The organism is Phytoactinopolyspora endophytica, from assembly GCF_004138495.1.
Lineage (GTDB): Bacteria > Actinomycetota > Actinomycetes > Jiangellales > Jiangellaceae > Phytoactinopolyspora > Phytoactinopolyspora endophytica.
Window position 1 is genome coordinate 175,132 of the sequence record NZ_ML142865.1, and the last position, 2,683, is coordinate 177,814.

The 2,683-nt window shown below is 67.2% G+C and carries 4 protein-coding genes and 1 pseudogene; 1 reads left to right on the forward strand and 4 read right to left on the reverse strand.

The window, feature by feature from the left end; all coding sequences use genetic code 11:
- From ELR45_RS39225 to ELR45_RS26925, 3 genes and pseudogenes are all read right to left on the reverse strand, one after another.
- A pseudogene (locus ELR45_RS39225) lies at positions 1-208 on the reverse strand (MFS transporter); the annotation flags it as partial.
- 79 nt (positions 209-287) lie between these two features.
- Entirely contained in the window at positions 288-1,175 is an 888-nt protein-coding gene (locus ELR45_RS26920) for a DUF4429 domain-containing protein (protein ID WP_129669067.1), read from the reverse strand.
- A gap of 64 nt (positions 1,176-1,239) precedes the next feature.
- The gene (locus ELR45_RS26925) at positions 1,240-1,830 is read right to left on the reverse strand and encodes a CBS domain-containing protein (protein WP_205857340.1); all 591 of its coding nucleotides are present in this window, start codon (positions 1,828-1,830) and stop codon (positions 1,240-1,242) included.
- A gap of 169 nt (positions 1,831-1,999) precedes the next feature.
- On the opposite strand from ELR45_RS26925, the gene ELR45_RS26930 reads away from it, so the two are divergent.
- Positions 2,000-2,302 carry a hypothetical protein gene (locus ELR45_RS26930; protein WP_129669068.1) on the forward strand — a complete coding sequence of 101 codons (303 nt, stop codon included), beginning with the start codon at positions 2,000-2,002 and terminating at the stop codon, positions 2,300-2,302.
- A gap of 60 nt (positions 2,303-2,362) precedes the next feature.
- Here the strand turns inward: ELR45_RS26930 and ELR45_RS39230 are convergent.
- Positions 2,363-2,683 (reverse strand): nucleoside hydrolase (locus tag ELR45_RS39230; protein ID WP_205857341.1); only part of this gene is annotated, 321 nt, incomplete at its 5' end.

Sequence of the window (2,683 nt, forward strand, 5' to 3'; positions counted from 1 at the left end):
CCAGCACGCCCGCGATGGTCAGCGCGATGCCGAGCGCTTGAGACCCGCTGTCCTCGTCACTCGCGACGCTGTCGGTGAGATAGACCGTGAAGACGAAGGTGACGATGATCGCGTTGAAGGCGGCCGACCCCCAGTCCCACAACGCCCAGCTGACAACGTGGCGCCGGTTGGGATGGGTCCTGTCGGAGGCTTCGCCGGGTACGGTCACGCCAGAATGAGATCAGATTTCCGATGACTTCGACACCTCCGGGCGGCGAATACGGTGAAAACTGCCCTGTTGCGCCGCGTCAGAGCTCGCGCAGCAAGGCCTGTTTGGCCGCCGCGAACTCCTCCTCGGTCAACACCCCGTCGCGGTGCAGTTCGCCGAGTTCGCGCAGTCGCCGCAGGACCGTGTCATGATCATCTCCAGGGCCGGCCGTGTCCGCCCCGCTACCTGTGCCGGAGGGCCGGGTGCGCCCGGGTGCCGCCTCGTGGTCGGCTGACGGGTGGGGAAGCCGTGCTACCACGGCGGCGGCCAGCAACGAGATGGTGCCGCCTTCACGACGCATGCCCCAGGTGATGCAGTTCGGGTCGTGCTTCGGGAGAAGCGCGGACGCGCCGGTCACCCGGAAGCGCAGAAAGCCGTTGGTGAAGCCGATGATCGGTACCCACTCGACGCCGTGCACGTCCTCCATGGAGATCTCTCGTGCTCCGCTGGACTTCTTGACCTGCTCGGCCCACTCGGTCCACTCGATGCGGATCCGCATGCCGTCGAATGAGACCGTGCCATCGCCCGCCGTGGCCGTCAGCGGCACGCTCGGGCCGTTGAGCAGGTAATGCTCGCACGCCCCGGGCGGCACTTGCTCGATGGTCAGAGCGTTGCGTACTTCGTCGACGAAATACTCGGCCGCACCGGCGGTGTCTTTGTCGACGGCGAGCCGGTACGGGTCCGCTTCGTCAGCCAGTTTTCCACCGGTCACCTGGAGGAACGGATCGGCGCCGTCACGGAGGCGGAGCCGCAGCCGGCCGCCTTTGCGTCCGGGCTCATAGGTGATGCCGGAGATCGCTCTGAGAGGGACGGCCAGTTCGCCGAGGGCCTGTCGCAGATTGTGGACCTTGCGATCGCCACCCGGCACGATACGGATCAGCTCACCGTCGAACGTCCACGTACCGTCGCGCGCGATCACTTCTGCCATGGGCCCGATCGTAACGGGCGTTGGGCACGCCCATTCCTCCGGCGCCGCCTCGTGCCGACCTCAGCTACCTGTTCGGCGGCGCTTCGGAGATATCGGCCAGCGCGGATCCGGGCTGCCGAGCGAGCGCTATATCCCCCAGCGTCACCACACCGAGTGGCCGCATGTCCTCATCGACGACGGGAAGGCGCCGGAGCGCACGGGTCCGCATCACCGCCACGGCATCGTCGATTGACGTGCCGGGGACGACCGACGTGACGTCATCGCTGCAGAATTCGTCGACCGGCGTCTTGTCCGCCACCCGGCCCTGAGCCACCACCCGAACCACCAAATCCCGGTCGGTCACCAGGCCGCGGACCATCCCCCCGTCGAGGACGAGCACGTCGCCGACGTCGTTGTTCCTCATCGCGACCGCGGCATCGGTGACGGAAGCGTCGATCGGAACGCTGATCACGCGCCCGGTCATGGTGTCGGCAACCACCTGCGGCGTCACCGCGGGTTCCTGGCCGGAGAAGGCCGAGGGGTCGTCGTCGGCCGGTGGCTCGGGGTCCCTCCACTCCTCGACCCGGATCGGCCGGTCCGCTTGCTCCATACCCTGGAGTTCGTGCTTGAGTTCGTTGTCCTGTCGCGGACCATGTTTGTCGCTGCCGCGCTCCACGATAGGTCCTCCTCTCGTGCTGGACCGTTGGTTAAACCGTTACCCGCGTGGGCCCAGCCCAATCGCGCCGTCTCTGGCCCAGACCACTATTCGTGAACTGGCCCTTCAACTGGGCCAGATGTTCGTTCGATGATGGTCTGACAGATCAAGCGCGGGGAGTGAACAGATCATGTGGCAAGGGCCGGCCGAGCTCAGAGAACTCGCCCACCGAGTGGCCGAGATGGGGCCGGCGGCGGTTGCGGCGGAGCTCGACGAGTTCGCCCGGTGCGCCGCGGAAGCCGGCGTCGAACCACTGCTCTTGGCCGTGCTGTGTGACCGCCGGGAGGCGGCCGTCGTCCGGCAGCGAGCATTCGCGCGGGCCGCGGCCCAGCTCGACCGGCGACGCGAAGGCACACCGACCGACATACAGCCGGACGGGCACGAGCATCGCCGTGATGCACCCGAGCGTGGCGGAGTGCACCAGTCGGCGTGAGACGCGCGTGCCCGTGATCATGAACAGTAACCGTGCTATCTACACGGTTACTGTTCATGATCATGGGGCGTGCGTTGGCTGGGCGACGGTAGAACGGAGGAGGTCGAAGAATCGCGCCGGGTCTGCGCTGACGGCGAACCAGGTGTTGGCTTCCGTGTCGCTCCGGCGCCGTACGTCGACGATGGTTCGTCCGAAGTTCTGATACCCGGTCGTGTCGACGGCGACATGGTAGTGCTCCAGCCGCACCACGGCTGGGTCGATCAGGTAGGCGATGCACAGCGCGTCGTGTACCGGACCGGCCCTCCGTTCGCCGGACTGCCGGCCGCTGATGTATCCGGAAAGGACCGTGGCCACGCCGGTGCCGCCCGGCGTTCCGAGCGC

What these genes read in the sequence shown, in the direction of transcription:
- ELR45_RS26920 (WP_129669067.1), bottom strand. Translation starts at nt 1,175, where the DNA reads ATGGCAGAAGTGATCGCGCGCGACGGTACGTGGACGTTCGACGGTGAG.
- ELR45_RS26930 (WP_129669068.1), top strand. Translation starts at nt 2,000, where the DNA reads ATGTGGCAAGGGCCGGCCGAGCTCAGAGAACTCGCCCACCGAGTGGCC.